Raw genomic sequence first — 25670 nt, 5'->3', positions numbered from 1 at the left:
GGAGCAGGAGCAGGAGAAGGAGGAGGCAGCTGCGGTCCGTCGCCCTGGCCGCCGACGGAACGACGACACCGATGAGGGGAGCAGCGATGGCGTGGGTGATCCTGACGGCGGCGGGTCTCCTGGAGATCGTCTGGGCCCTGGCCCTGAAGGAATCGAACGGCTTCACCAGGCTCTGGCCCAGCGTCATCGGCGTCTGTTTCGCCCTGCTGAGCTTCGTGCTGCTGACCTTCGCCCTGCGTGAGGTGCCGGTCGGCACGGGCTACGCGGTCTGGGTCGGCATCGGCGCGGCGGGGGTCGTCACCGCCGGCATCGTCCAGGGCGAAGCCGCGTCCGCGGCGCGGCTGGCCTGTGTCGTGGCGATCGTCGCCGGGGTGGTGGGGCTGCGGCTTCTGGAGGTTTGAGCCGCAGGGGTGCCGGAGCTGGAGCGTCCCGGCGCATCCGCGTCGTGCCGGTGCGGATGCGGCGGTGTGCGGGTGCGGGTGTGCCGGTGTGCGGGTGCGGGTGTGCCGGTGTGCGGGTGCGGGTGTGCCGGTGGCGATGCGGGTGCGCCGGAGCCTGTGCCCATCTGCCGGAGCCGGTGGCGGTGCCGGTGTACCGGTGCGGGTGTGCCGGTGCGGGTGTGCCGGTGCGGGTGTGCCGGTGCGGGTGTGCCGGTGCGGGTGTGCCGGTGGCGGTGCGGGTGTGCCGGCACCGAATCCGGTGCCCGATCCCGATCCCGCTGCCGCTGCCGCTGCCGGAATCGTCCGGGTCGGCCCGTCGGCCGTTCCGCTGCCGGGCGCCGCTCGGGGAGGCCGGTGGGCGAAGATGGGGTGCCCCGTCCTCAGCCCGCAAGGAGTGTCCGTCGATGCCCACCTCCGGTCCCGGCTCGCGGCCACCGACGATCGCCGATGTCGCGCGGCTCGCCGAGGTGTCGCGTACGACGGTCTCCCACGCCCTCAACGGAATCGGCAAGGTCGATCCACGGACCAGGGAACGCATCAAGCGGGTCGCCGCCGAGCTCGGCTACCGGCCCAACCTCCGGGCCCAGCGGCTGCGCAGGGGGGAGGCGAAGGCCATCGCGCTGGCCTCCTCGATGCCGTTCGCGGTGGCCGGCGGGCCGTCGCGGCTCGGGTTCTACATGGAGATCGCCGCAGCCGCCGCGGAGAGCGCGCTGCTGCACGGCTACGCGCTGGTGCTCGTACCGCCCGTGCAGTCGGGGTCCGCCCTGTACTCCGTCGACATCGACGGCGCCATCGTCGTCGAGCCGGACGTGAACGACGCCGCCGCGGCGCAGTTGAGGGAGCGGGGCCTGCCCTATGTGTCACTCGGCCGGCCGGTGTCGCCGGACGACACGTCGCCCTACGTCGATCTGCGCGGCGGTCCGGTCGCCGAATTGCTGTTCGCGCATCTGCGCGAGCAGGGCGCCCGGCGGCCCGCGCTGATCGTCGGCTCCGGATCACGCCACTCGTCGGTCGACGCGCGCGCCGCGTACGAGCGGGTCGCCGAGCGGTACGGCTGGGAGCCCGTCGTGGCGAGCGCCCCGGAGGCGGGCGGCGAGCAGGCCGGGTACGAGAGCTGTGCCGCCCTGCTGGCCGAGCACCCCGGGACCGACGCGGTCTGCGCGCTGGTGGACGCGTTCGCGGTGGGCGCGGTGCGGGCGATCCGGGACAGCGGGCGGACCGTACCGGGCGACGTCATGGTCGTCACCCGCTACGACGGGCTGCGTGCGCGCACCTGCGAGCCGCCGCTGACCGCCGTGGACCTTCATCTGGACCGTGCGGCGGCCGCCGCGGTGGAGCTGCTGCTCGGCCGGCTGCGCGGTGAGGGCGCCGCCGCCACGGTGGCGGCGGCGCCCGAGCCGCGGGTCGTTCCGCGTGCCTCGTCGCTCCGGGTCACAGCCCGAGCATGAGCACCAGACCGGAGACCAGGGCGAAGACGAGGACACACAGCCGCATGCGGCGCGCGTCCAGCCGGTGGTGCACCAGCCGGCTCAGCCACGCGCCCGCGGCGATCACCGGCAGCAGCGCCGCCGCGAGACTCAGATGTCCGGGCTCGCCCTCCCCCGTCGCGAACAGCAGGCCCAGCGAGGCCACTTCCCCGACGAGGAAGCAGGCGGCGACGGTCGAGCGCAGTTCCGCGGGCGGCCGGTGCTGGTAGACGAGCGCGAGCGGGGGGCCGCCGACGCCGGTCGCGGTCTCCGTGAGTCCGGTCACCGCCCCCGCCCCGAGGTAGGCCGCCCGGCCAGGGGTGAAGGCGGGGGCGACCAGGCTCACCACCGCGGCCAGCACGGTGGCGATGCCGACGAACAGGCCGATGCTGCGGTCCGGGATCAGCAGGAGCAGCGCGAGCCCGGCGGGCGTGGCGGCCAGCCGGGCCCCGCTGATCCACCGCGCGCCGCGCAGGTCGATCGAGGCGCGTTCGCGCCAGGCGACATACAGGTTGAGCGGGATCATGGCCGCCAGGACGAACACCGGGAGCAGACCGGGGTCGAGCATCCCGGCCACGGGCGCGACGATCAGGGCGAAGCCCAGACCGCTGCTGCCCTGGACGAACGCGGCGACGGCCACCGTGACAGCGAGGACCGCGAGTGCTTCCGTACTCACCGTGCGATGCTCCCCTGCCGTGCCGCCATGGACGTGGGGTGAACCCGCGTGATGGGCGCCTTCTCGACGGCGGCACGCGCCAGTCGGGCCGCCTGCCGCACGAAGGCGGGGCCGTCCCAGCCGGTGGGCAGGCCGCGCCACAGCCGTAGCTCTCCGGCGACGAACACGGCGGTGATCTGGTCGCGGTTGCCCCGGCGTACCAGCTCCCACGGCACGTCCCGGGAGAGCGCGAGCTCGGGGGTGGTGAGGTCGACGAGGAGGAAGTCGGCGGCCAGCCCCTCGGCGACCGTGCCGGTGCGGGCACCCAGGCCGACCGCGTCGGCGCCACCCGCGGTGGCGTGTTCGAGCCAGGTCCAGCCGGCGCCGCACGAGGAGTCCCCGGTGGCCAGCCCGTAGGCGATCCGCTGGGCGAACTCGGCCGCGTCCGCGAGCCGGAACCCGTCGCCGCGGGTGCCGTCCGTGCCGAGCCCGAAGCGGATGCCGCGTTCCGCCATGGCGGTGGCCGGGGCGACGGCGTTGCCCTTCCAGGCGCTGGCCACCGGGTTGTAGCTGACGGCGGTCCCGGTGTCGGCGAGCAGGGTCAGTTCGCGGGGCGTGAGCAGGGTGGCGTGGGCGGCGAGCAGTTGCGGGCCGAGCGCGCCGATCCTGTGCAGGTGTTCGAGCGGGCGCAGCCCGTGACGTACGAGGGAGCGTTCGACACCCGCCAGGTGCTCGTTGACGTGGATCTGCACGATCGCGCCGGCCTCCGCGGCGAGACGTGCGGTGCGGTGGAGGGTCGCCGAGGTGGCCGCTTCGGGGATCGAGACGGCGAGGGAGGCGTGGATCAGCGGATCGCCGTCGTACCGGGCGAGGTGCTTCTCGGCGCCTTCGAGGACGGTGGGGGTGCTCGCGGAGTCCTCGGCGGCGGTCGCGGGGTCGCCGGCGACGTCGTTGCAGACGAGCCCGAGTACGCAGCGGATTCCGGCGTCACGGGCGGCCGACGCGACGATGTCGACGTCCACATCGGCACGCGTACCGGCGTCGGTGACCGTGGTGAAGCCGCCGCGCAGGGCCTCCAACGCCGCCAGTTTGGCCGCGGCATAGGCCGATTCCTCGTCCAGCGCCCCTTCCAGCGGAACCCAGACCCTGCGGAAGATCTCCGAGGGCTCACCGAAGGCGAGCGCGGAGCCGAAGCTCTGGGTCAGATGGTGGTGGGCGTCGACGAAGCCGGGCATCAGGAGATGGCCGGGCAGCGTGACGGCGTCGAGCCCCGGGTGCGTACGCGCCAGTTCCCCGGCGGGTCCGACGGCGCGGAAGAGGCCGTCGGCGACGACGACCGCGTGGCCGTCGGCGGGCCCTTCAGGCAGCAGCACGGCATCGGGTACGAGGAGGAGCGGGCCGGAGGAGTCGAGGTGGTCGCGGGTGAGCTGGGTCATCGGTCGCTTTCCGTGCGGGAGGTGGTCAGCCGGGCGGCGACGCGCGGCCTGACGTGGTGGAACAGGATGTTGAGTACGGCGGCGACGAACGCGCCGACGGCGACGCCGCTTTCGAGGAGGATGCGGACGTTCGGCGGGAAGCCGGCGTACACGCCGGGGATGAGGATCGGCAGCAGGCCCAGCGCCAGGGCGACGGCGCAGATGAACGTGGAGGTGTGCCGGTCGAGGTCGGAACGGCCGAGCATCTGCACGCCGAGCACGGTGATCACCGCGAAGACGACCATCGCCGTGCCGCCGACGACGGCGGACGGGACGACACTGATCGCGCGGGTCACCGGCGCGAGGAACCCGATGACGATGAGGACCACACCGGCGGCGGCGGTCACGTAGCGGCTGCGGACGCCGGTGACCCGGACGATCCCGATGTTCTCGCCGCTGGTCACCATCAGCGGCAGCCCGAAGAACCCGCCGAAGAGGGAGGTCAGCGCGTCACCGCGGACGGTCTTGGGGACGTCGGTGCGGGTGTCGATCTCCTTGCCGACGGCCTCGGCGTTGATGACCGTCTGGCCGGTGGCCTCCGCCATGGAGGCGAGGCTGTAGAGCATCAGCGGCAGCGCGGCGATCAGGCTGAACTGGGGCGATCCGAACGGCATCAGTTCCGGCACGCTGACCAGACCGCCCTCGGCGGCGCCACCGAGGTCGATGCTGCCCAGCAGCCCGGCCAGCACCGTGCCGGCGACCAGTCCGAGCATGACGGCGAGTTGCCGCAGGATGCCGGTGAAGAGCAGGTAGAAGACGACGGTGAAGCCGATCGTCGCCATGCCCAGCCCGAGGTTCGTCGGGTCCGCGAACCCCGGCTCGCCCGGCCGGCCGGTGACGAGGACCGCGCCGACCTTCACCAGGTTGACCCCGACGATGACGATCATGGTGCCGATGACCAGGGCCGGGAAGAACCTGAGCAGCCGCGAGAAGACCGGCAGGACGACGAAGTAGAAGGCCGCGGTGAGAATGACCGCGCCGGTGGCGGTGCGCAGACCGTGCTGCTCGGCGATGGCGATGAACAGGATGAGCGGCGCGCCGCCGGGCAGCATCACGAACGGCAGCCGGGGGCCGAACTTCCACGGCCCCAGCGACTGGATCAGCGACCCGACGCCGGAGAGCACGAACGCCGCGGAGAGCAGGTTGACGGTCAGGGCGGCGTCGAGCCGGAGGGTGGCGCTCATCAGGAAGATCGCCGAGATGGGGGTGGCGGCCATGACGAGGACGTGCTGAATCCCGAAGAGGACGATCCGCCCCAGGGGGCGCGACTCGTCGACGGGGTGCACGGGTGGGGGCACAGCTGGGTGGGCGGTGTCGTGCGCGGTGTCGGGCGCGGTGTCGGGCACAGCTGGGTGCGCGGCTTCGTGCGTGACCGGCCCCGGCGTCGGGGGTTGTTCAGCTCCGGGTGCGGGCTGGCGATGACTGGACACGTCGGTGCTCCCATTCGGGCGTGAGGAACGCTCGGACATCAGCCGCGATCCGGCCCCGAACGGAGGGCCAAATCGATTTGGCCAAATCGATTTGGCCGTCAGTATGGGGAGGCCTCGCGACCGTCGTCAAGAGCCGTGACCCCGGGATACGGCCGGGGGGATACGGCGCCCGGGGCGCGGGGCGCCCGCAGTCCGGGCGGCGGGCGGAGCAGGGCGTACGGCAGGCGGAGCAGGGCGTACGGCAGGCGTGCGTACGGCCTGCGGCAGGCGGGCGTACGACAGCAGGCGGCAGGCGTGCGTATAGCGGGTGGGCGCACGGCCTGCGGGCGTCGGACAGCAGGCAGAGGCCGCAGGCGTGCGTACAGCGGGTGGGCGCACGGCAGGCGTGCGCACAGCCTGCGGCAGGCGGGCGTACGACAGCAGGCGGCACGCGGCTTTCCGCCTGCGGCAGGCGGTGGAGCACGACGGTCACGGAAGCCGTTCGCGCAAGCCTCGGCGGCGGGCGGCCTCTTGACCTCCATGACGGCAGCAACTACTTTGCCGTGAACGCCGCCCCCCGGTCCTCGAAAGGAGGCGACCAGCTGATGTTCACCTACTCCGACCTCGGTCGCCTCGCCGAGTGCGCCGCCTGGGTTCCAGGGCGTATCGCGCACGGCTGCTGAGCACGCCCCCTTCTCCGGTGCCCTTCCGTGGCGCCTTCGGCTGCCCCGCCTCGCCGCTTCCCCCTCCTTTTCCGTCGCTTCTTCGCGGGGCATCGCTGTCGTGCGCCGTTTCGCGCCCGCTCCCCTCCCGTGGCGCGTCCGAATCAAGAGAGCTGTCCGACATTGACGAAGATGATGAATCGACCCACCGCGCAGCGGAACGAAGGCCTCTCGTGACGACGCCACGCATCACGGTCAACGGGACCGAAGCGCCGATCTCACCGGCCGCGCCCCACACCACGGTGCTGGACTTTCTGCGCGAGCGTGGCCTCACCGGCACCAAGGAGGGCTGCGCCGAGGGTGAGTGCGGCGCCTGCGCGATCCTGGTCGCCCGTCCCGGGACGGGCGAGCCCACCGACTGGGTGGCGGTCAACGCCTGCCTGCTCCCGGCCGCGGCGCTCGACGGACAGGAGGTGGTCACCTCCGAGGGTCTCGCCACCGTCGGCGCGGCCGGCCCGCCGGGCGCGCTGCACCCGGTGCAGGAGGAGATGGCGGTCCGCGGCGGCTCCCAATGCGGTTACTGCACACCGGGGTTCGTCTGCAGCATGGCCGCCGAGTACTACCGGCCCGACCGCTGCGCCCACGCGGAGCCGGCCGAGGACACCGACCCCGAGCACGGGCCGAACGGCTTCGATCTGCACGCGCTGAGCGGAAACCTGTGCCGCTGCACCGGATACCGTCCGATTCGCGATGCCGCGTTCGCCGTCGGCGCGCCCACCGAGGAGGACCCGCTCGCCCAGCGCCGTGCGCAGTCCCCGCCCGCGCCCGTCGCCACCGAGTACGTCCGGGACGGCAGCGCGTTCCTGCGGAGGAACACCCTGGGCGAGACCCTGCGGTTGCTGCGCGAGCGGCCCGACGCGGTGGTGGTCGCCGGCTCCACCGACTGGGGCGTGGAAGTGAACATCCGCGCCCGCAGGGCGGGTTGCGTCATCGCCGTCGACCGGCTGCCCGAACTGCGGGAGCTGCGCGTCGGATCCGACGCCGTCGAGATCGGAGCGGCGCTGACGCTCACCGAGATCGAACGCCGCCTCGACGGCCGGGTCCCGCTCCTGGCAGAGCTGTTCCCGCAGTTCGCGTCGCGGCTCATCCGCAACGGCGCGACGCTGGGCGGCAATCTGGGGACCGGCTCCCCCATCGGAGACAGCCCGCCGGTGCTGCTCGCGCTGGAGGCGTCGGTGGTGCTCGCCGACGACGACGGAGAGCGACAGGTTCCCCTCGCGGAGTACTTCACCGGCTACCGGCAGAGCGTGCGCCGTCCCGGCGAGCTGATCCGCTCGGTACGCGTCCCGCTGCCGCTGTCGCCGATCGTGGCCTTCCACAAGATCGCCAAGCGGCGCTTCGACGACATCTCCAGCGTGGCGGTCGCCTTCGCGCTCGACGTCGAGGACGGGATCGTCCGGAAGGCCCGCATCGGTCTGGGCGGAGTCGCCGCCACCCCGATCCGCGCCCTGACCACCGAGGAGTCCCTGGAGGGCAGGCCGTGGGCGGCGGAGACCGTCGAGGCCGCGGCCCGGGTGCTGCGGGCGGAGGGCACGCCGATGAACGACCAGCGCGCCAGCGCCGCCTACCGCTCCGCGATGCTGGGCCAGAGCCTTCTGAAGCTGTACGCGCAGACCACCGAGGCGGTTTCGTCATGAGCCAGCTGTCCCAGCGCCCCGAGAAGCCGGTCGTCGGCGTGTCGATGCCGCACGAGAGTGCCACCCAGCACGTCACCGGCGCCGCGCTCTACACCGACGACCTGGTCCATCGCACCAAGGACGTGCTGCACGCCTACCCGGTCCAGGTCATGAAGGCCCACGGCAGGATCAGCCGGCTGGACACCGGGCCCGCGCTCGCCGTGCCCGGTGTGGTCCGCGTGCTGACCGGCGCCGACGTGCCCGGCGTCAACGACGCCGGCATGAAGCACGACGAACCGCTGTTCCCCGACACGGTGATGTTCCACGGTCACGCCGTCGCCTGGGTGCTGGGCGAGACGCTGGAGGCGGCCCGGCTCGGGGCGGCGGCCGTCGAGGTCGACCTCGACGAGCAGCCCTCCCTGATCGCGCTGGGGGAAGCGATCGCGGCCGGAAGCTTCCACGGCGCCCGGCCCAGCATGCTCACCGGCGACGTCGACGCCGGCTTCGCCGACTCCGCGCACGTGTTCTCGGGCGAGTTCCAGTTCTCCGACCAGGAACACTTCTATCTGGAGACGCACGCGGCGCTGGCCCTGGTCGACGAGAGCGGGCAGCTGTTCGTCCAGAGCAGCACCCAACACCCCTCCGAGACGCAGGAGATCGTCGCGCACGTGCTCGGCCTGCACAGTCACGAGGTGACCGTGCAGTGCCTGCGGATGGGCGGCGGCTTCGGTGGCAAGGAGATGCAGCCGCACGGCTTCGCGGCCGTCGCCGCGCTCGGCGCCCGGCTGACCGGCCGGCCGGTCCGGGTCCGGCTCAACCGCACCCAGGACCTGACCATGTCCGGCAAGCGCCACGGGTTCCACGCGGAGTGGAGGATCGGCTTCGACGCCGAAGGCCGTATCCGGGCCCTGGACGCCACCCTGACCGCGGACGGAGGCTGGAGCCTGGACCTGTCCGAGCCGGTGGTCGCCCGTGCGCTGTGCCACATCGACAACACCTACTGGATTCCCAACGCACGGGTCGCGGGCCGTATCGCCAAGACCAACAAGGTCTCCAACACCGCCTTCCGCGGCTTCGGCGGTCCGCAGGGCATGCTGGTGATCGAGGACATCATGGGCAGGTGCGCGCCGCTGCTCGGCCTGGACCCGATGGAGCTGCGCGAGCGCAACTTCTACCGGCCGGGGCAGGGCCGGACGACGCCGTACGGGCAGCTGGTCACACACCCCGAACGGATCTCCACCGTATGGCAGCAGGTATGCGCCGACGGCAGCGTCGCCGACCGGCGACGGGAGATAGCGGCGTTCAACGCCGCACACCCGAACACCAAGCGGGGGCTCGCGGTCACCGGAATCAAGTTCGGCATCTCGTTCAACCTCACCGCCTTCAACCAGGGCGGCGCACTGGTCCTGGTCTACAAGGACGGCTCGGTCCTGATCAACCACGGTGGCACCGAGATGGGCCAGGGCCTGCACACCAAGATGCTCCAGGTCGCGGCCACGACACTGGGCATCGGGCTGCACAAGGTGCGCCTCGCCCCGACGCGGACCGACAAGGTGCCCAACACCTCCGCCACCGCGGCCAGCGCGGGGGCGGACCTCAACGGCGCGGCGGTGAAGAACGCCTGCGAGCAGATCCGCGAGCGGCTGCTCCAGGTGGCCGGTGGCCGGCTGGGGACGAACGCCTCGGACGTACGCATCGTCGAGGGCGTCGCGCGTGCCCTCGGCAGCGACGAGGAACTGGCCTGGGACGACCTGGTGCGCGCCGCGTACCTCCAGCGGGTGCAGTTGTCGGCGTCGGGCTTCTACCGGACCGAGGGGCTCCACTGGGACGCGAAGGCGTTCCAGGGCTCACCGTTCAAGTACTTCTCCTACGGTGCCGCCGCGGCCGAGGTGGAGGTGGACGGCTTCACCGGCGCCTACCGCGTCCGGCGGGTGGACATCGTGCACGACGTCGGCGACAGCCTCTCCCCGATGATCGACATCGGGCAGGTCGAGGGCGGTTTCGTGCAGGGCGCGGGCTGGCTGACCCTGGAGGACATGCGCTGGGACACCGGTGACGGGCCGGGCCGCGGCCGGCTGCTGACCCAGGCGGCGAGTACGTACAAGCTGCCCAGCTTCTCGGAGATGCCGGAGGAGTTCCACGTCCGGCTGCTGGAGAACGCCACCGAGGAGGGCGCGGTCTACGGCTCCAAGGCCGTGGGTGAGCCTCCGCTGATGCTGGCGTTCTCGGTACGGGAGGCGCTGCGGCAGGCCGCCGCGGCGTTCGGGCCCGCCGGAGTGAGCGTGGAACTCGCCTCGCCCGCCACCCCGGAGGCGGTGTACTGGGCGGTCGAGGCGAGCCGTCGGGCCGCCTCCTCCCCCGACGGTCACCACGGCGACGGGTTCGCCACCGAGGCCGGGACGCGAACCGAGGCGGAAGCGCTGAGCGGTGCCTGACATGACCTGGTTCGCCGCGGTCGCCCGGCTGCGAGCACGCCGGGAGGCCGGCGTGCTCGTGACCGTCGCGACCGTGCGCGGCCACGCCCCTCGGAACGCCGGCGCGAAACTCGTCGTGGGGCGGAGCGAGACCTGGGGCTCGATCGGTGGCGGCAACGTCGAGGCGGTCACGATCGACCGGGCCCGGGAGATGATCGCCGCGTCCGCGGCCGAACCGGAGCTGCTGGATTTCGCCCTGAACGACAAGGTGACCAACCGGCACGGCGTCCAGTGCTGCGGTGGCACGGTCTCGGTGCTGCTCGAACCGCTCCCGGTGGTGAGGGCGGTGGCGATCTTCGGCGTCGGGCACGTCGGGATGGAGCTGGCGCGCGTCCTGGCACGGCAGGACCTCGACCTGCATCTGATCGACAGCCGCTCGGACATCCTCGCCGAGGAGCGGCTCGCCGTCCTCGCGGACGCGGTGGCGGGGGTGCGGGTACACCACACTCCGCTGCTGCCCGAGGAGGTCCTCGACACGTTGCCGCGCGGCACCCACGTCCTGATCATGACCCACGATCACGCCGAGGACGCCGCTCTCTGCGACGCCGCCCTGCGGACACCGCACCTCGGTTCCGTCGGGCTGATCGGGTCGGCGGCCAAGTGGGGGCGGTTCCGCAAGCGCCTCCTCGCGGAGGGGGGTCACGACGAGGCGGCCATCGACCGGATCAAGACCCCGATCGGGCTGGCCGACATCACCGGCAAGGACCCCGCGACCATCGCCGTGAGCGTCGCGGCCGACCTGCTGCGCACCTTCGAGGCCGAGGGGAACGAGACGGAGGAACTCCACCGTGACGAGCCGGTGGACGCCGGCATCGACGAGAACGCGTACGGGGCCGCCCAGGGCGGGTTCCGGGCCGCAGATACGAACGTCGTCTACGTGTCCCCTCACTTGAAGACGGTCGTCTGATCGCACGGACGGGGACGGCGCCCGCAGCGCCGTCCCCGTCCGCCCCCCGAAAGGCTTCTGACGTTGTCTGTCCGCGGATCTCTCCGGCGTCGCCGGCGCCCCCACGGAGCTCTTCGGACATCTCGGCCTCGCCGAGTTTCAGAGCAAGAAGGGCGTCTGTTGGGCCGGAGTCTGCCCGCCTTGCGTGGGGGACGGCCGCCGGACCGAGGTCCAGTGGATCGAGATCCACGTCCTCGAACTGGATGCCCGCACAACCCGGGTGTACTTGCAGGCGTTCTGACCGACCGGGAGACGCCTGCGCCGCCTCGGAGCCTGGGACCTGGCGGCCGGCTCGCGTGAGCCTTCCTGTCTTCGCCAGCGAGGACGAGCATTCCTGCTGCTGGGCGGAAGCGACCGCCGGTACGTCCCGAGGATCCCAGCGCCTGACGCCCTCAGCCACATGCTGACCACAAGCATCCAGCACGGTTCGGACTCCAGCGACTGCCGGAGAACGTGCCGCGACGAGCGGTCTCACATCGACCAGCAGCCGTGGCATCGCTCAACGGCCGTGGGACCGCGCCACGATGCTCTCCCCGGCAATCGCCGTAAAAGGCCAGGTCAGGCGCATCTTGATGTGTGCTGACATGCTGCGACAGCGGGTCAGTACCGCACGGCGCGCGGCCAGTACCGCACGGAAAGAAGCCGCGAAATCCACGTTTCCCCAGGCCAGAACGATTCTGCCTGGGGACGCTCGGTGGGGCGGGTGGGACTCGAACCCACGGCCGACGGATTATGAGTCCGCTGCTCTAACCGGCTGAGCTACCGCCCCGTTTCGGCGTGGCGCGTACAAGTGTGCGCACCGTCTGCCGCAGCATAGCCGGTCATACGATCTCTCGCTTCGGATGGCCGACTTCACCTGATCTTGAGGACGGCGCTGCGTGCTGCCCGGTTGCAGGCGAGATCAAGGAGACCCGAAAGAGTCACTCCGGGGCCCCTCGGGGACGTCGGGAAGGCATCGACCGGGCACGCGAAAGAGGACCCCGAAGGGCCCTCTTCCGTTCCGCTCCCCCGACTGGACTCGAACCAGTAACCCTCCGGTTAACAGCCGAATGCTCTGCCAATTGAGCTACAGGGGATCGCGCTCCCCCGACTGGACTCGAACCAGTAACCTGCCGGTTAACAGCCGGCTGCTCTGCCAATTGAGCTACAGGGGATTGCTGCGTCGCTGCGAAATCTTACCTGCCTGGCGGCTGCCGGGCGGCGCGCGTTCGCTGCGACACATACATTAGCGCAAGCAGGGGGGTGCTCCGCCAATCGGTATCGCCCGGGGTGATCTCGGGTGGTCGCGGGTAGGCGGGCTGCACACGTCGCACCAAGCGTAGGAAGGGTGGCAGCCATGCGGTACCGGCTCACGTTCATCGCCGGAGTGGCCCTCGGTTACGTGCTCGGCACGCGAGCCGGGCGCGAGCGTTACGAGCAGTTGAAGAAGTCGGCCCGGCAGTTCACGGAGAACCCCGCCGTGCGCAACGCCGCCGAGAGCGCCGCGCACAGCGGACGGGACTTCGCGGGCAAGGCGTACCACTCGGTCAGCGACAAGGTCGGGGACAAGGTGCCCGCCTCCGTCGCCGAGCGGGTCCGGTCGCTGCGGGACCGCAGCAGCCAGAACGGCTTGGAGGACGACTGGGGGACCACCAATACCTAGGGTCCGGGGCCTCGTCGCGTACGGCGGCGGTTACGGGAAAGACGCGGGGTGCGGCAGAATCTCCCCATGGGCATAGTCGCGGGGTTGGACAGTTCTTCCGCCTTCACTCACATCGTCGTCTGTGACACGGACTCGGGCGCCGTCCTCCGGGAGGGGTACGCCGCCCATCCGGTCGAGGCGAAGGCCACCGAGGTCGATCCGCAGGCCTGGCTGCTCTCGCTCGGCGAGGCGGCCTCCGGCGGGCTGCTCGAAGGCGTGCAGGCCATCGGGGTCTCCGCGCAGCAGCACGGGCTCGTGCCGCTGGACCAGCAGGGCAACCTCGTGCGTCCCGCTCTGCTCGGCAACGACCGGCGGGCGCAGGTCGCCGCGGCCGATCTCGTCGACGCGCTCGGCGGGCGGGGTGCCTGGGCGGAAGCCGTCGGGGCCGTACCGGGGGCCGCGCAGCCGGTGGCGAAGCTGCGCTGGCTGGCGCGGACCGAGCCGGAGAACGCCCAGCGGGTGGCCGCCGTGCTCCAGCCGCACGACTGGCTCGTGTGGCAGCTGCTGGGCCGGCCCGCCCGGCGGACCACGGACCGGGGCGCGGCCTCGGGCACCGGCTACTGGTCGGCCGGGTCCGCCGCCTACCGGCCCGATCTGGTCGAGCTGGCCCTCGGCCACTCCGCCGGGCTGCCCGAGGTGCTCGGCCCCGCCGACTCCGCCGGGATGACCCCGGAAGGGCTGCTGATCTCCGCGGGCACCGGCGAGACCATGGCCGCGGCCTTCGGGCTCGGGGTCGCGGTGGGCGACGCGGTGGTGTCGCTGGGGGCCTCCGGGTCCGTGATGGCGGTGCACCACGAGGCGCTCGCCGACCCGAACGGGATGATCACCTCGTTCGCCGACGCCACCGGGATGCATCTGCCCGTGGTGCACCTCTCCAATGCCGTGCGTGCGCTGCGCGGGACCGCCGAGATGCTGGACGTGGACGGGCTGGAGGAGCTGTCCGCGCTGGCGCTGAAGTCGACGCCGGGGGCCTCCGGGCTGGTGCTGCTGCCGTATCTGGAGGGCGAGCGCACCCCGCAGCTCCCGCACACCGCGGGCACCCTGAGCGGACTGCGGCGCGAGTCGATGAAGCCGGAGCATCTGGCGCGGGCCGCGTTCGAGGGGATGCTCTGCTCGCTGGCCGACGCCCTCGACGTACTGCGGGGGCGGGGGGTGGAGGTGCGGCGCGTCTTCCTGCTCGGTGCCGCCGCCGAGCTGCCCGCCGTGCAGGCCCTGGCTCCGGCGGTGTTCGGCACCCAGGTCGTGGTGCCGCAGCCCGCCCAGTACGCGGCGATCGGCGCGGCCCGCCAGGCGGCGTGGGCGCTCGGGGTCTCGCAGGGCTCCCTCGACCCGCGCACTCCCCCGGCCTGGCAGGGCGCGGCGGCCCAGGTGCTGGAGCCCGGTGACGAGCTGGCGGTCGGCGGCGCGGTGCGTCAGCAGTACGCGGCGACCCGGGACCAGATCCACCCCGGGGCGTTCGGCGGCGCGCACCCGGAGTAGGCCCCGCTCCAGGTTTGACCTGCGCTTGGCGAAAAGGGTTCGCTCTCGGAGTACGGCGTACGCGAAACTGGGGCGGCTTCTGCCTGCCGCCGATTCCGAGAGACCCGCGTGCTCATAAAACTCCTGCGGACCCATCTGGGCCCGTACAAGAAACCCATCGTGCTGCTGGTGTTCCTCCAGCTGCTCCAGACCTGCGCCACGCTGTATCTGCCCAGCCTCAACGCCGACATCATCGACAACGGTGTCGTCACGGGCGACACCGGCTACATCCTGGAGTTCGGCGGTCTGATGATCGCCGTCAGTGTTCTGCAGGTGCTGTGCAATGTGGGGGCCGTCTATTACGGGGCGCGCACCGCCTCCGCTCTCGGGCGCGATGTGCGGGCCGCCGTCTTCGACCGGGTGCAGTCCTTCTCGGCCCGTGAGCTCGGGCGCTTCGGGGCGCCCTCGCTGATCACCCGGACCACCAACGACGTCCAGCAGATCCAGATGCTGGTGCTGCTGGCCTTCACGCTGATGGTGTCGGCCCCGATCATGTGCGTCGGCGGCATCATCATGGCGCTCGGCCTGGATGTGCCGCTCTCCGCCGTGCTGCTGGCGGTCGTGCCGGTGCTCGGTGTCTCGGTCGGCCTCATCGTCCGGAAGATGGGACCGCTGTTCCGCACCATGCAGGAGCGGCTGGACGGGGTGAACCGGGTGCTGCGCGAGCAGATCACCGGCAACCGGGTCATCCGCGCCTTCGTCCGGGACGGGTACGAGGAGAAGCGGTTCCGGGGCGCCAACACCGAGCTGACCGATGTGTCGGTGGCGACCGGACGGCTGATGGCGCTGATGTTCCCGACCGTGATGACGGTGGTCAACCTGTCGTCGGTCGCGGTGGTGTGGTTCGGCGCGCACCGTATCGACAGCGGCGGGATGCAGATCGGCGCGCTGACCGCGTTCCTCGCCTATCTGATGCAGATCGTGATGGCCGTGATGATGGCCACGTTCATGTTCATGATGGTGCCGCGCGCCGAGGTGTGCGCCGAGCGGGTCGAGGAGGTCCTCGGGACCGAGTCGAGTGTGGTGCCGCCCGTCGCTCCGGTGACCGAGCTGCGGCGGCACGGGCATCTGGAGGTGCGAGGCGCCGAGTTCCGTTATCCGGGCGCGGAGGAGCCGGTGCTGCGGGCCGTGGAACTGGTGGCCCGGCCCGGGGAGACGACCGCGGTCATCGGGTCGACGGGCAGCGGGAAGTCCACGCTGCTCGGGCTCGTACCCCGGCTGTTCGATGTGACGGACGGCGAGGTGCTGGTCGACGGCGAGGACGTGCGGACGCTGGATCCGGTGCTGCTGGCGAAGACGGTGTCGCTGGTGCCGCAGAAGCCGTACCTCTTCTCGGGGACGGTCGCGACGAACCTGCGGTACGGGAATCCCGACGCCACCGACGAGGAGCTGTGGCACGCGCTGGAGGTGGCGCAGGCCAAGGAGTTCGTCGAGGCGCTGGAGCACGGGCTCGACGCGCCCATCGCGCAGGGCGGTACCAATGTGTCCGGCGGTCAGCGGCAGCGGCTCGCCATTGCCCGGACGCTGGTGCAGCGCCCGGAGATCTATCTGTTCGACGACTCGTTCTCCGCGCTGGACTACGCGACCGACGCCGCGCTGCGGGCGGCGCTGGGGCGCGAGACGGCCGGCGCGACCGTGGTGATCGTGGCGCAGCGGGTGTCCACCATCCGCGACGCGGACCGGATCCTGGTGCTGGACGAGGGCCGGGTCGTGGGGACCGGCACCCATCACGAGCTGATGGACGGCAACGAAACATACCGGGAGATCGTGCTCTCCCAGCTGACGGAAGCGGAGGCCGCGTAATGGCCGGTCCGGGCGGACGGATGATGGCCGGGGGCGCGCCCACCGACCGGTCGATGGACTTCAAGGGGTCGAGCAGGCGGCTGCTGAGACGGTTCGGCCGGGAGAAGTCCTCGCTGTGGCTGATGCTGGCCGCGGTGACGGTGAGCGTCGCGCTGTCGGTGGCCGGTCCGAAGATCCTCGGGAAGGCGACCGACCTGATCTTCGCCGGTGTGGTGGGGCGCGGAATGCCCGAGGGCACGACGAAGGCGCAGGCGATCGAGGGGCTGCGGGAGGACGGCAGGGGGTCGATGGCCGACATGCTCTCGGGGGTGGACTTCACCCCGGGCGAGGGCATCGACTTCGGAGCGGTGGGGAACGTCCTGCTGGTGGCCCTGGTGATCTATGTCGGGGCCGGGCTGCTGATGCTGGTCTCCACGCGGCTGTCGATCCGGGTGATCAACCGGATCGTGTTCCAGCTGCGCGAGGACCTCCAGACGAAGCTGGCGCGGCTGCCGCTGTCGTACTTCGACCGGGCCAAGCGCGGTGACGTGCTGAGCCGGGCGACGAACGACATCGACAACATCTCGCAGACGCTCCAGCAGACGATGGGGCAGCTCATCAACTCCCTGCTGACGATCGTCGGCGTGCTGATCGTGATGTTCTGGATCTCGCCGCTGCTGGCGCTGGTAGCGCTGGTGACGGTCCCGTTGTCGGTGGTCGTGGCGACGCAGGTCGGCAAGCGGTCGCAGCCGCAGTTCGTGCAGCAGTGGCGGGTGACGGGGACGCTCAACGCCCACATCGAGGAGATGTACACCGGGCACACCCTGGTGAAGGTCTTCGGCCGGCAGGAGGAGTCCGCGCGGGACTTCGCCGAGCAGAACGAGGCGCTGTACGAGGCGGGTTTCAAGGCCCAGTTCGCCAGCGGGCTCATGCAGCCGCTGATGTTCTTCATCTCGAACATCAACTATGTGCTGGTCGCGGTGGTCGGCGGGCTCCGGGTCGCCTCGGGCACGCTGTCGATCGGTGACGTGCAGGCGTTCATCCAGTACTCGCGGCAGTTCTCGATGCCGCTGACGCAGGTCGCCTCGATGGCCAACCTGGTGCAGTCCGGCATCGCTTCGGCGGAGCGGGTCTTCGAGCTGCTGGACACCGAGGAGCAGGACGCGGATCCGGAGCACGGCGAGCGCCCGGAGCGGTTGGAGGGCCGGGTCTCACTGGAGAAGGTGGCCTTCCGCTACGACCCGGAGAAGCCGCTGATCGAGGATCTGTCGCTGAGCGTGGAGCCGGGGCAGACCGTCGCGATCGTCGGTCCGACCGGGGCCGGCAAGACGACGCTGGTCAACCTGCTGATGCGGTTCTACGAGGTGACCGGCGGGCGGATCGCGCTCGACGGGGTCGACGTGGCGAAGATGTCGCGGGACGATCTGCGGTCCTCCATCGGCATGGTGCTCCAGGACACCTGGCTGTTCGGCGGGACGATCGCGGAGAACATCGCGTACGGCGCTTCGCGCGAGGTCACCCGGGAAGAGATCGAGGAGGCGGCCCGGGCGGCGCACGCGGACCGGTTCATCCGGACGCTGCCCGACGGGTACGACTCGGTGATCGACGACGAGGGCAGCGGGGTCAGCGCGGGCGAGAAGCAGCTGATCACCATCGCGCGGGCGTTCCTGTCCGACCCGGTGATCCTGGTCCTCGACGAGGCGACCAGTTCGGTGGACACCCGGACCGAGGTGCTGATCCAGAAGGCGATGGCGCGCCTGGCCCACGGGCGTACGTCGTTCGTGATCGCGCACCGGCTCTCCACGATCCGGGACGCGGACGTGATCCTGGTGATGGAGAACGGGTCGATCGTCGAACAGGGCACGCACGAGGAGCTGTTGGCGGCCGGGGGCGCTTACGCCCGGCTGTACGCCGCCCAGTTCGCGGAGGCGCTGGCCGAGGTGGACTAGAGCCTCTCGTCCGGATCATGCCGGGCTCGCGGGGTCCGGCCTGATCCAGACGGAAGACCCTGGAGGAGGTCCCGGTGGATCAGTCGAGGTAGCCGCGGAGCTGGTCGGCGAAGGCGTGGTCCCGCAGCCTGCTGAGGGTCTTGGACTCGATCTGGCGGATGCGTTCGCGCGTCACGCCGAAGATCCGGCCGATCTCCTCCAGGGTGCGGGGCCGCCCGTCCTCCAGGCCGTACCGCAGTTGCACGACCTTGCGTTCGCGCTCGCCGAGGGTGGAGAGCACGGCCTCCAGGTGTTCGCGCAGCAGGAGGAAGGCGGCGGACTCGACGGGCGACGCGGCGTCGCCGTCCTCGATGAGGTCGCCGAAGGAGACGTCGTCCTCCTCGCCGACGGGGGCGTGCAGGGAGACGGGCTCCTGGGCCAGGCGGAGGACTTCGGTGACCCGCTCGGGCGTCAGGTCGAGCTCGCCGGCGACGTCCTCGGCGCTGGGCTCGACGCCGCGTTCCTGGAGCAACCGGCGCTGGACCCGCACCACGCGGTTGATCAGTTCCACGACGTGGACCGGGACGCGGATGGTGCGGGCCTGGTCGGCCAGCGCGCGGGACATGGCCTGGCGGATCCACCAGGTCGCGTACGTGGAGAACTTGTAGCCCCGGGCGTAGTCGAACTTCTCCACGGCCCGTATGAGCCCGAGGTTCCCCTCCTGGACCAGGTCGAGCATGGTCAGCCCGCGGCCGACGTAGCGCTTGGCGACGGAGACGACGAGGCGGAGGTTGGCCTCGATGAGGCGGCGTTTGGCCGTGCGGCCCATCACGACCAGCCGGTCCAGGTCTCCGGCGAGGCGGGAGTCGAGGTCCGGGGTGCCCGCGAGGCGTTCCTCGGCGAAGAGCCCGGCCTCGACGCGGCGGGCGAGTTCGACCTCCTCGGCGGCGGTGAGCAGCGGGATGCGGCCGATCTCGCGCAGATACTGCCGGAACAGGTCGGAGGTGGGGCCGCCGGAGTCCGCCCGGTTCCGCGGCTCCGGGGGGTCGGGGAGGTGCGTCGCTTCCACCATGACTGCCTCGGGTGCGTATCCGGGCGGGCCGGCTGTGGTCTCCGGGTGGTGCAGGGACCTGTTCTGCGCCGGGATGGCCGCCATGGTCTCGGTCGTGGTCGTCACGGTCCGGGTCTGCACGGGGGCGACCTCCAGGTGATCGCTGCCGGATGACGGGGGGTGGAGGTCTGTCCGGCCCCGAGGTGCTCTCCTGCGGGCCGGCGTGCTCCGATGACTCAGACATTCCCCAGTGTGGGGTACGACACACGACTGTCACGAGGGGCGTGCGGGGACTTTCTGGTTCCGGTCCGTCACCGGACGGTTACCCGCGTCGGCCGCCAAGGGCCGTCCCGCGGTTCGCGGTGGATGAGCGCGCGGCGTCAGACGCGGTGCGTCGCAAGGCGGCGGGGCATCCGCCTGCTGGATGTACGGGGATGTTCCGACAACGCGGCGGGGCGCCGTAGCCGTCGTCGTGCGCCCGCCGGGAATCGCGGGACAGCCATGAGGGGCTCAGCGGCCTCTCAGAGAGCGGCGGCGCCTTGGGCGCGGAGGGACTGGGCGTACTGCTGGAGCACCCAGACCTCGTTCTGCGCGGCGGCCAGGTCCTGGGGTGCGACGTGGCTGCCGAGGCGGGCGAGGCTGCCCTGGACGTCGTTGATGCGGCGGTCCACGGCGCGCAGCCGGACGTGGACGAGCTGCATGCCGGCGTACGTCTCGTCGATGGTCTTGCCGATGAAGACCTCGACGGCGAGCTCGGTGACGAGGCTGCGGACGGTGTTGTCGGGGGCGGCGTCCATGACGGCGACCAGATATTCGCGGTTGTCGGCGAGGCCCTGTTCGGCGCCGCCCGCCTCTTCGATGCACTGGCGCACGGCGGCGTAGGGCGGGGCGGTGAACTCGTCCGGGCCGTACGCGTCGAAGGCCGGGGAGACCAGGGCGGGCTTCTGGAGGGCGAGCTTGAGCAGTTCGCGTTCGGTGCGGTGGGCGGGGCTACGGAGGTTGAGCGCGGGTCCGGAGAAGCCGGGGGCGGGGGCGGGCTGCTGCGGCGCTCCCCCGCGCAGGCCCGGGGCTCCGCCGCGCCGGCCGCCGCGGTCCCCGTGGTCGCCGCCCTTGTCGCGGGCCCAGCGGGCGAGCTGGGCGACGCGGTGGACGACGAACTCCTGGTCGAGGATGCCGACGAACCCGGCGAGCTGGACAGCCACTTCGCGCTGCACGCTGCTCGTCTTGATCTTGGCGACGACGGCGGCGGCCTCGTCGAGGGCGGCGGCGCGGCCGGCCGGGGTCTCCAGGTCGTACCGGCCGACGATCTGGCGCAGGGCGAACTCGAAGAGCGGGGTGCGCGGCTCGACCAGGTCGCGTACGGAGTCGTCGCCCTTGGCGAGCCGCAGGTCGCAGGGGTCCATGCCGTCCGGGGCGATGGCGATGTACGTCTCGGCGGCGAACTTCTGGTCGTCCTCGAAGGCGCGCAGGGCGGCCTTCTGTCCTGCCGAGTCGCCGTCGAAGGTGAAGATGACGCGGGCGCTGCCGTTGTCCATGAGGAGGCGGCGCAGGATCTTGATGTGGTCGTTGCCGAAGGCGGTGCCGCAGGTGGCGATGGCGGTGGTGACCCCGGCGAGGTGGCAGGCCATGACGTCGGTGTAGCCCTCGACGACGACGGCGCGGCTGGCCTTGGCGATGTCCTTCTTCGCCAGGTCGATGCCGTACAGCACCTGGGACTTCTTGTAGACCGGGGTCTCGGGGGTGTTGAGGTACTTCGGGCCGTTGTCGTCGTCGCGGAGCTTGCGGGCGCCGAAGCCGACGATCTCCCCGGCGGTGTCGCTGATGGGCCACATCAGCCGGCCGCGGAAGCGGTCGATGGGGCCGCGGCGGCCGTCCTGGGAGAGGCCGGAGGTGATCAGTTCCTTGTCGCTGAAGCCCTTGCCGCGCAGATAGCGGGTGAGGTGGTCCCAGCCGGCCGGGCTGTAGCCGACGCGGAAGTGGGCGGCGGCGTCCTGGTCGAAGCCGCGCTCGGCGAGGAACGTGCGGCCGATCTCGGCCTCGGGGCTCTCCAGGGCGCGGACGTAGAACTCGGCGGCGGCCTGGTGGGCCTCGATCAGCCGGATGCGTTCGCCGCGCTGGTGGGAGGGGTTGTAGCCGCCCTCCTCGTAGCGCAGGGTGATGCCCGCCTTGGCGGCGAGGCGCTCGACCGTCTCCGAGAAGGAGAGGTGGTCGATCTTCATCACGAAGGCGATCGTGTCGCCGCCCTCCTGGCAGCCGAAGCAGTGGAACAGGCCCTTGCCGGGGCTGACCTGGAAGGAGGGGGACTTCTCGTCGTGGAAGGGGCAGAGGCCCTTGAGGTTTCCGCCGCCCGCGTTGCGCAGCTGGAGGTATTCGGACACGACGGAGTCGATCGGGACCGCGTCCCGTACCGCCTTCACGTCGTCGTCATTGATCCTGCCAGCCACGTGTGAAGTCTACGGGTGGCCTCGGACAGTCCGGGCCCCGGCGGTCGGCCGGCCGGGGCGCGGGCGGTGCCGCCCGGGCCCCGGCGGGGGTCCTCAGAGCAGGGAGTCCAGCGGGACCGACGGGTCGGCGAGGGCCTCCGGGTCGTGCTGCCGGCGCTCCCGGATGAGCTCCTGGATCGTTTCGGTGACATCCCACACGTTGACGTTCATCCCGGCCAGGACGCGGCGGTCCTTCAGCCAGAACGCGATGAACTCCCGCTTCCCGGCGTCGCCCCGGATGATCACCTCGTCGTAGGAGCCGGGCGGGGCCCAGCCGGAGTATTCGAGGCCCAGGTCGTACTGGTCGGAGAAGAAGTACGGGACGCGGTCGTAACTCACGTCCTGGCCGAGCATGGCGCGGGCGGCGGCCGGTCCGCCGTTCAGGGCGTTCGCCCAGTGCTCGACGCGCAGCCGGGTGCCGAGCAGCGGGTGGGCGGCGGCGGCGACGTCCCCGGCGGCGTAGATGTGCGGGTCGGAGGTGCGCAGCGAGGCGTCCACGGCGATGCCGCCGCCGTGGGCGCGGTCGGCCATCTCCAGGCCCGCGGCCTCGGCGAGGGCGGAGCGCGGGGCGGCGCCGATCGCGGCGAGCACGTCGTGGGCGGGGTGCTCCTCGCCGTCGTCGGTGCGGGCGGCGAAGACCATGCCGTCCTGGCCGGTGATCTCGGTGAGGCGGGCCCCGAAGTGGAAGCGGACGCCGTGCGCGCTGTGCAGCTCGGTGAAGATCTGGCCGAGCTCGGGGCCGATGACCTGGTGCAGCGGGGTGGGCTGGGCCTCGACGACGGTGACCTCGGCCCCGTAGCCGCGGGCGGCGGCGGCGACCTCCAGGCCGATCCAGCCGGCTCCGGCGATGACCAGGTGGCCGTTGTCGCGGCCGAGGGCGGCGAGCACGTTGCGCAGCCGGTCGGCGTGGGCGAGGCGGCGCAGGTGGTGGACGCCGGCCAGGTCGGTGCCGGGGACGTCCAGGCGGCGCGGTTCGGAGCCGGTGGCCAGCAGCAGCTTGTCGTAGTGGATGACGGTGTTGTCGCCGAGCTGCACGGTCTTCGCGTACCGGTCGAGCGCGGTGACCGGCTGGCCGAGGTGCAGTTCGATGTCGGCGCCCGCGTACCAGGCGCGCTCGTGGGTGAAGACGCTGTCGCGTTCGGCCTTGCCTTCCAGGTAGCCCTTGGAGAGCGGCGGCCGTTCGTAGGGGTGGTCGCGCTCGTCGCCGATGAGGATCACCCGGCCGGTGAACCCTTCGGCGCGCAGCGTTTCGGCCGCCTTCGCCCCTGCGAGTCCTGCTCCGACGATGACGAACGTCTGGTGTGCGTCGACCACTTGATGCCTCCTCAGTGCTGTGCTGCGCGGCGCCCCCGGCTGCGAGCGTCCCGCACGCAGCGTGATGGCGAAAGAGGGGGTGCCCGGGACAGGTCACCCCCAGTGGTCAGGTTCCAGTCTGCCGGTCACCCACGACGGGCGGTGAGCGCGGCGTGCAGGGATCGTGCGGAGGCGTCGGTGAGGGCGGCGATCTGGTCGATGAGGACCCGCTTGCGGGCGTGGTCGTCGGGCGCCTGGTCGAACAGGGCACGGAAGTGCGGTTCCAGGCCTTCGGGGGCGCGGGCGGTGAGGGCGGCGGCCAGCTCGGCGATCACGACGCGCTGGTCGGCGCGGATGGCCTCCTGCTCGGCGCGCTGCATGACGTACCGGTCGGCGACCGCCTTGAGCACCGCGCACTCGTGGCGCACCGCGCGCGGGACGACCAGCTCGGCGCCGTACCGGCCGAGGCGGCCGGGGCCGTACACCGCGCGGGTGGCGGTCTCGGCCTCCGTGCAGAAGCGGCCGATGAGCTGGCTGGTGGCGTCCTTCAGACGGGCCTGGGCCACGGCGGAGCCGTCGTAGCCGTGCGGCCACCAGTCCTGGTCGATCAGCCGGTCCAGGGCCTCGGACAGCTCCTGCGGGTCGGTGCCGGCGGGGACGTACCGGCCGATGGCGACGGCCCAGATCTCCTCGCGCTCCGGCTCGGCGTAGAGGCAGTTGGGGTCGATGTGCCCGGCGTGCAGCCCGTCCTCGAAGTCATGCACGCTGTACGCCACGTCGTCGGACCAGTCCATGACCTGGGCCTCGAAGCAGGTGCGGTCCTCGGGGGCGCCCTCGCGGGCCCACGCGAAGACCGGGACGTCGTCGGCGTACACCCCGAACTTGGCGGAGTGCGGGTCGGTGGGGTGCGCGCCGCGCGGCCAGGGGTACTTGGTGGCGGCGTCCAGGGCGGCCCGGGTGAGGTTGAGGCCGACACTGACCAGGTCGCCGGTGCGCGGGTCGCGGACGAAGCGCTTGGGTTCCAGGCGGGTCAGCAGGCGCAGCGACTGGGCGTTGCCCTCGAAGCCGCCGCAGTCGGAGGCGAAGTCGTTGAGGGCCTGTTCGCCGTTGTGGCCGAACGGCGGGTGGCCCATGTCGTGGGCGAGGCAGGCCGTCTCCACCAGGTCGGGGTCGCAGCCGAGGACCGCGCCCAGCTCGCGGCCGACCTGGGCGCACTCCAGGGAGTGGGTGAGCCGGGTGCGGGGGCTGGCGTCCCAGACGAGGGAGCGGGTGCCGGGCGTCACGACCTGGGTCTTCCCGGCGAGCCGGCGCAGTGCGGCGGAGTGCAGGACCCGGGCGCGGTCGCGCTGGAAGGCGGTGCGGCCGGGGCGCTTGTCCTCCTCGGTGTCGAAGCGCTCGGTGTCGGCGGCCCCGTAGGGGCTCGGCCCCTGCCCGCTCGGTGCGCCGTGTGCGCCGTGTGTCGGATCTGCCCCGTGTGCGCCCTGTGTGCCGTCCATGGTTCCGACAGTAGCGACCGGGACGGACAACGTGGCGTGAGCGGGCCCGGATGTCAGGCGGAAGCGAGCAGGCTCACCGCGTCGGCCGGGGCCCGGGCACCCTCCGAGGCGGCCCGTGCCTGGTCGTAGCGGTGCAGTACGAGGCGGGCCATCGCCGGGTGGGCGCCGAGCGGGGCGGCCGCCCGGTGCGGTACGGCGTCGGCGCAGGCGCTCGCGAAGCGGCCGGGGGCGGTGAAGTACGAGGCGACGAAGGTCCGGTGGCGGCCCCGGGCTGCCAGGGCGCGCAGGGCGGCCGGGACGGTGGGCGTGGCGGCGGAGGCGTACGCGGGGACGACGGGCACGCCGAGGCGTTCGGCGAGCAGGCGGGCGGTGTGCCGGGTGTCCCGGGCGGAGTCGGGGTCGCGGGATCCGGCGGCGGCGAGGACCACGGCGGCGCGGCGGCCGCCCTGGTCGGCGGGGTCCCAGCCGGCCTCGACGAGCCGCCCGTACAGCGCCTCGACGAGCAGCGGGTGGGGACCGAGCGGTGCGGCGATCCGGGTGCGTACGCCCGGGGCGGCGGCGGCCGTGGCGGGCAGGTCGTGCTTGACGTGGTGGCCGTGCCCCAGGAGCAGCGGTACGAGGACGGCGTCGGCCCCGCGCAGGCCGTCCAGGGTGTCCGGGAGCAGGGGCGCGTTCAGCTCGATGTGGCCGAGCCGGACGTCGAGGCCGGGGCGCAGGTCGCGCACCCGGTCCAGGAGGGCCAGCACGGTGCGCGGGGCCTCCGGGTCGCGGCTGCCGTGCGCCACGGCGACCAGGGCCGGGGCGGAGGCTCCGCGCCGCTCCTCGGCGGGACGGTCGGGGTGCCGGGTGCGGTGCATGGGGCTGCGGGTTCCGTTCCGGGGGACGGGGCTGAGCTGGGTGCCGAGCCGGTCGGTGACGCGGGTGGGGAGGTGCGCGGTGCCGTCGGTCATCGGGGGCGACCGGTGGGGCTGTTCGAGGGGCTGCTCCGTCATGGACCGATGGTGCCGGGCGGAGGTTGCCGGGTCGTTGCGCGAGGGTCACAGGCGTTTTCCGCCGCCTCACGGTGGGGGCGGCAGCGGTGTGCGTACGCCGGCGCCACCCGCTCCCCCGGCGGTGTCGGACGCCACAAACCGGGGCGGCCGGCGAACCTTTGCGGCATCCCGGTCGTCAGGTGGGGTGGGGGCGGGTGGCGCGGCCGGCGCGACGGACAGAGGAACGACAGGGGGGTTCTGGTG

Annotated in this window: 16 protein-coding genes, 3 tRNA genes and 1 pseudogene; 9 read left to right on the top strand and 11 right to left on the bottom strand. The window is 72.1% G+C overall.

Annotated elements, in window-relative coordinates; all coding sequences use genetic code 11:
• Positions 1–86 precede the first annotated feature (86 nt).
• Together HET64_RS13370 and HET64_RS13365 are read left to right on the top strand one after the other, a co-directional pair.
• Complete coding sequence (locus HET64_RS13370; protein WP_215105149.1) at positions 87–401, top strand: multidrug efflux SMR transporter; 315 nt, start codon at positions 87–89, stop codon at positions 399–401.
• A 443-nt stretch (positions 402–844) separates the two neighbouring features.
• Positions 845–1888, top strand: a complete 1044-nt coding sequence (locus HET64_RS13365; RefSeq protein ID WP_215105146.1) for a substrate-binding domain-containing protein — start codon at positions 845–847, stop codon at positions 1886–1888.
• Here HET64_RS13365 and HET64_RS13360 read toward each other — a convergent pair.
• Genes HET64_RS13360 through HET64_RS13350 form a run of 3 tightly spaced genes read right to left on the bottom strand, consistent with a single transcriptional unit; the run spans position 1872 to position 5334 of the window.
• Positions 1872–2582 carry a sulfite exporter TauE/SafE family protein gene (locus HET64_RS13360; RefSeq protein ID WP_215105144.1) on the bottom strand — a complete coding sequence of 237 codons (711 nt, stop codon included), beginning with the start codon at positions 2580–2582 and terminating at the stop codon, positions 1872–1874. The genes HET64_RS13365 and HET64_RS13360 overlap by 17 nt on opposite strands.
• Positions 2579–3997 (bottom strand): amidohydrolase family protein, encoded by a 1419-nt coding sequence (locus HET64_RS13355; protein WP_215105142.1) that lies wholly within the window; start codon positions 3995–3997, stop codon positions 2579–2581. The genes HET64_RS13360 and HET64_RS13355 overlap by 4 nt, the downstream gene beginning before the upstream one ends.
• The gene (locus tag HET64_RS13350; RefSeq protein WP_215105168.1) at positions 3994–5334 is read right to left on the bottom strand and encodes a uracil-xanthine permease family protein; all 1341 of its coding nucleotides are present in this window, start codon (positions 5332–5334) and stop codon (positions 3994–3996) included. The genes HET64_RS13355 and HET64_RS13350 overlap by 4 nt, the downstream gene beginning before the upstream one ends.
• A 1006-nt stretch (positions 5335–6340) precedes the next feature.
• On the opposite strand from HET64_RS13350, the gene HET64_RS13345 reads away from it, so the two are divergent.
• The 3 genes and pseudogenes from HET64_RS13345 to xdhC form a co-directional block, all read left to right on the top strand.
• Positions 6341–7804, top strand: coding sequence for a xanthine dehydrogenase small subunit (locus tag HET64_RS13345; RefSeq protein WP_215105140.1), 1464 nt, complete (start codon positions 6341–6343; stop codon positions 7802–7804).
• Positions 7801–10218, top strand: coding sequence for a xanthine dehydrogenase molybdopterin binding subunit (xdhB, locus tag HET64_RS13340; protein WP_215105138.1), 2418 nt, complete (start codon positions 7801–7803; stop codon positions 10216–10218). Before HET64_RS13345 ends, xdhB begins: the two co-directional genes overlap by 4 nt.
• 1 nt (position 10219) lies before the next feature.
• A pseudogene (gene xdhC / locus HET64_RS13335) lies at positions 10220–11023 on the top strand (xanthine dehydrogenase accessory protein XdhC); the annotation flags it as partial.
• 875 nt (positions 11024–11898) lie between these two features.
• Here the strand turns inward: xdhC and HET64_RS13330 are convergent.
• The 3 genes from HET64_RS13330 to HET64_RS13320 form a co-directional block, all read right to left on the bottom strand.
• A tRNA-Ile gene (locus HET64_RS13330) sits at positions 11899–11972 on the bottom strand.
• A gap of 234 nt (positions 11973–12206) precedes the next feature.
• A tRNA-Asn gene (locus tag HET64_RS13325) sits at positions 12207–12279 on the bottom strand.
• A gap of 5 nt (positions 12280–12284) precedes the next feature.
• A tRNA-Asn gene (locus HET64_RS13320) sits at positions 12285–12357 on the bottom strand.
• A 182-nt stretch (positions 12358–12539) separates the two neighbouring features.
• Between HET64_RS13320 and HET64_RS13315 the strand changes: the two genes are divergently transcribed.
• The 4 genes from HET64_RS13315 (at position 12540) to HET64_RS13300 (ending at position 18133) form a co-directional block, all read left to right on the top strand.
• Positions 12540–12845, top strand: a complete 306-nt coding sequence (locus HET64_RS13315; protein WP_215105166.1) for a YtxH domain-containing protein — start codon at positions 12540–12542, stop codon at positions 12843–12845.
• Between the two features lie 66 nt (positions 12846–12911).
• A complete protein-coding gene (locus HET64_RS13310; RefSeq protein ID WP_215105134.1) occupies positions 12912–14363 on the top strand; it encodes an FGGY family carbohydrate kinase in 1452 nt (483 codons plus the stop codon).
• A gap of 108 nt (positions 14364–14471) precedes the next feature.
• Positions 14472–16205: an ABC transporter ATP-binding protein gene (locus HET64_RS13305; RefSeq protein ID WP_215105133.1), complete on the top strand. Its 1734-nt coding sequence runs from the start codon at positions 14472–14474 to the stop codon at positions 16203–16205.
• Entirely contained in the window at positions 16205–18133 is a 1929-nt protein-coding gene (locus HET64_RS13300; protein WP_215105131.1) for an ABC transporter ATP-binding protein, read from the top strand. The genes HET64_RS13305 and HET64_RS13300 overlap by 1 nt, the downstream gene beginning before the upstream one ends.
• 79 nt (positions 18134–18212) lie before the next feature.
• On the opposite strand, the gene HET64_RS13295 is transcribed toward HET64_RS13300, so the two are convergent.
• The 5 genes from HET64_RS13295 to HET64_RS13275 form a co-directional block, all read right to left on the bottom strand.
• Positions 18213–19304, bottom strand: a complete 1092-nt coding sequence (locus HET64_RS13295) for an RNA polymerase sigma factor (RefSeq protein ID WP_215105129.1) — start codon at positions 19302–19304, stop codon at positions 18213–18215.
• Between the two features lie 380 nt (positions 19305–19684).
• Positions 19685–21607, bottom strand: coding sequence for a DNA primase (gene dnaG, locus HET64_RS13290; protein WP_215105127.1), 1923 nt, complete (start codon positions 21605–21607; stop codon positions 19685–19687).
• A gap of 93 nt (positions 21608–21700) precedes the next feature.
• Positions 21701–22960 carry an NAD(P)/FAD-dependent oxidoreductase gene (locus HET64_RS13285; RefSeq protein ID WP_215105125.1) on the bottom strand — a complete coding sequence of 420 codons (1260 nt, stop codon included), beginning with the start codon at positions 22958–22960 and terminating at the stop codon, positions 21701–21703.
• Between the two features lie 125 nt (positions 22961–23085).
• Positions 23086–24435 (bottom strand): deoxyguanosinetriphosphate triphosphohydrolase, encoded by a 1350-nt coding sequence (locus tag HET64_RS13280; protein WP_215105123.1) that lies wholly within the window; start codon positions 24433–24435, stop codon positions 23086–23088.
• Positions 24436–24488: 53 nt separating this feature from the next.
• Positions 24489–25427, bottom strand: a complete 939-nt coding sequence (locus HET64_RS13275; protein ID WP_215105121.1) for a sirohydrochlorin chelatase — start codon at positions 25425–25427, stop codon at positions 24489–24491.
• Between the last annotated feature and the right edge of the window lie 243 nt (positions 25428–25670).

Source organism: Streptomyces sp. McG3 (assembly GCF_018619185.1).
In the GTDB taxonomy this organism is placed as follows: domain Bacteria; phylum Actinomycetota; class Actinomycetes; order Streptomycetales; family Streptomycetaceae; genus Streptomyces.
Note: the sequence above shows the minus strand (reverse complement) of the source record. Positions and strands in the feature narration are given on the sequence as shown.

Excerpts from the sequence above, each read along its gene's own strand:
- HET64_RS13370 (WP_215105149.1), top strand. The coding sequence starts at position 87 with ATGGCGTGGGTGATCCTGACGGCGGCGGGTCTCCTGGAGATCGTCTGG.
- HET64_RS13365 (WP_215105146.1), top strand. The coding sequence starts at position 845 with ATGCCCACCTCCGGTCCCGGCTCGCGGCCACCGACGATCGCCGATGTC.
- HET64_RS13355 (WP_215105142.1), bottom strand. The coding sequence starts at position 3,997 with ATGACCCAGCTCACCCGCGACCACCTCGACTCCTCCGGCCCGCTCCTC.
- xdhB (WP_215105138.1), top strand. The coding sequence starts at position 7,801 with ATGAGCCAGCTGTCCCAGCGCCCCGAGAAGCCGGTCGTCGGCGTGTCG.
- HET64_RS13315 (WP_215105166.1), top strand. The coding sequence starts at position 12,540 with ATGCGGTACCGGCTCACGTTCATCGCCGGAGTGGCCCTCGGTTACGTG.
- HET64_RS13310 (WP_215105134.1), top strand. The coding sequence starts at position 12,912 with ATGGGCATAGTCGCGGGGTTGGACAGTTCTTCCGCCTTCACTCACATC.
- HET64_RS13300 (WP_215105131.1), top strand. The coding sequence starts at position 16,205 with ATGGCCGGTCCGGGCGGACGGATGATGGCCGGGGGCGCGCCCACCGAC.
- HET64_RS13280 (WP_215105123.1), bottom strand. The coding sequence starts at position 24,435 with ATGGACGGCACACAGGGCGCACACGGGGCAGATCCGACACACGGCGCA.
- HET64_RS13275 (WP_215105121.1), bottom strand. The coding sequence starts at position 25,427 with ATGACGGAGCAGCCCCTCGAACAGCCCCACCGGTCGCCCCCGATGACC.